General features: G+C 39.9%; 5 protein-coding genes. All 5 read left to right on the top strand.

Annotated elements, in window-relative coordinates; all coding sequences use genetic code 11:
• On the top strand, positions 1–286 hold a 286-nt coding region (locus KL866_RS08065), incomplete at its 5' end, for a hypothetical protein (RefSeq protein ID WP_214994512.1).
• A 128-nt stretch (positions 287–414) separates the two neighbouring features.
• Positions 415–753 carry a hypothetical protein gene (locus KL866_RS08060; RefSeq protein ID WP_041713484.1) on the top strand — a complete coding sequence of 113 codons (339 nt, stop codon included), beginning with the start codon at positions 415–417 and terminating at the stop codon, positions 751–753.
• Positions 754–861: 108 nt separating this feature from the next.
• Positions 862–1,137 (top strand): hypothetical protein, encoded by a 276-nt coding sequence (locus tag KL866_RS08055; protein WP_159582089.1) that lies wholly within the window; start codon positions 862–864, stop codon positions 1,135–1,137.
• A 127-nt stretch (positions 1,138–1,264) separates the two neighbouring features.
• Positions 1,265–1,723 carry a hypothetical protein gene (locus KL866_RS08050; RefSeq protein WP_214994510.1) on the top strand — a complete coding sequence of 153 codons (459 nt, stop codon included), beginning with the start codon at positions 1,265–1,267 and terminating at the stop codon, positions 1,721–1,723.
• A gap of 116 nt (positions 1,724–1,839) precedes the next feature.
• Positions 1,840–2,130, top strand: a complete 291-nt coding sequence (locus tag KL866_RS08045; RefSeq protein ID WP_214994508.1) for a hypothetical protein — start codon at positions 1,840–1,842, stop codon at positions 2,128–2,130.
• Positions 2,131–2,262: the final 132 nt, after the last annotated feature.

Genomic DNA, 2,262 nt, shown 5'->3' with positions numbered 1-2,262 from the left:
GTTATATTGCAAAGGTAATTTAATGAATGACGGAATATTCGGTATTGCTGTTCTTGCCACAATTGCGACGATTTGCTCGTTTGTGTCTCATTTATTTATTAAAAAGTTCGTTATAGCGGTCTTTGTTTCGGGGATACTCAGTGCGTCAGTTTTTCAGCTTGCAGCATATTTAAACCTTGGACAGCTTGATCCTTTTTATTTATTTGCCGCATTTGCTTCATTTTTAATTAGCTGCGCAATATCAACGATAATTGGCAGCGTGATGCTCAAAAGAGTCAATAGCTAGGCTGTTTAAACATGCAATATAACAAACCAATTAACATGCTCACTGCGTTCGCTGGGACGCATACACGCAGGGCCGCTTCGCTATTATGCCCTACGTGCCTGCGCCCGTTATTGAAAAGTTAGGTGCTTATGGGAAAACCTACATATTTACTCACTAATAAACCAATTTTTATTCTAGGTATCCCAGCTCTAATACTTATTCTTCTGGCTGTTCTATTTCAGTTTACAGTTGTGACAGGAATCGAAAGTGGCACTCTAGAAGGCAAAGTTTACTCTATTTCTCAACGCCCACTTGGAGGTGGTAACAGAAGTATCCGTAAGATAGATTTAGCTAAGGTGAAACTTCAGGACGGAACATTCATTATGGTGAGGTGTGAAAGCTATTGTCAGTTGGACCAAGAAATCAAAATCACAGTTTACAAACCTTTATTTAGCAGCGAACTTAGGTATGTTTATGAACGCACCTAACAACTCAATCAACACACTCACTTCGTTCGCTGGGACGCATACACGCAGGGCGGCTTCGCCATTATGCCCCACGTGCCTGCGCCCCTTATTTAAAAGTTAGGTGCTTCTTTGAATAGAAAAATCAGTGGTGTTTTTAAAGAGTCTTTTATCGCTCTTTTATATTGGATATTCACTGGTGTTGTTATGTGGATTTTCAGCAAATCTTTTACTGCATGGATGAATGACGACCGTTTTGAATTTGTTAGTCTAAAATTGAGCTTCTTAAATAACATGCCAGAAGGCGTAAAATTTATTGTCGTCAGTTTTGGAACTTTGTATGCGATTTACTATTCAGTGAAACAAACAATAAAAGCGTTTTATTTAATCACAAGTAAGCAAAACTAGGATGTATCTACACGCACCTAACAAGCCAATCAACACACTCACTACGTTCGCTGGGACGCATACACGTGGGGCGGCTGCGCCATTATGCCCCACATGTCTGCGCCCGTTATTGGAAAGTTAGGTGCCAATGTCGAAATTTAATATCTCAATCCTATTAATTATGTTTGGCCTAGCGGGCTCTATCTGGATTCAAATTCAAATTGATGCTGAGGTTCCTAAATTAGAAGAGTATTCGGTAGTCTCAAGTTATAAACCTGTAAAGTACAATACTCGGAAAACAAACGGTAAGCCAAGCTACGAAATAACCTCATTTACCATATCAGACGTAGAATTTGTTATTACAGACAACAATCCATTCTATAGTCATGTCTTATCAGCGTTAAACGCTGGCGGTAACCTTCGCGTTTGGTTCAAGCCCACAGATAACTCAACAATGATTTATCAACTCTCACAAAATAATAAAATAGTGGCCCCATTCGACAAATTGGTTTATATCAATGGGTATTCAGGAAGTGGAGCGGCGGCAATTCCCATATTACTTGCTATAGTTTTCGTTTTTTCGTGGTATCGCGAAAGTGGCACCTAACAAAAAAATTAAGCCACTCACTCCGTTCGCTGGGACGCATACATGCGGGGCGGCTTCGCCATTATGCCCCACATGCCTGCGCCCCTTATTTAAAAGTTATACGCAAAAGGAAACCTGTGAGTAAAAAGGAATTTATTGGTCTTGTTGTATTAGTTTGCTTACTCAATTTTATACTTCAAATTTGGTATGTAGGTAATGCAGGCGATTTCATTGCAAATTATGTTGGTTACCCAATAAGCGTTTTCATCATTCCTATTTTCATATCACAATTGCTCCCTTGTATTGCTCTTTCAGCTAGTTCAAAGTCTCTGGCGCTAAAACAAAAATTGCGGTTATTTGGTATTCCTTGCTTTGTTTCGGTATGTTTGGTTTGTGGCTTTTACTTAGTAATGCAATATGGCGGTTGATTTTGGCAATTGCATATAACAAACAAATTATGTCACTCGCTGCCGCTCGCTGGGACGCAAACACGTGCGCGGCTTCGCCATTATTGCACACGTGTTTGCGCCCCATATTTGGAAGTTAGGCGTCATTTAAAT

It is taken from the genome of Alteromonas sp. ALT199, assembly GCF_018619335.1.
GTDB lineage: Bacteria > Pseudomonadota > Gammaproteobacteria > Enterobacterales > Alteromonadaceae > Alteromonas.
This window is presented reverse-complemented; position numbering and strand designations above follow the sequence as displayed.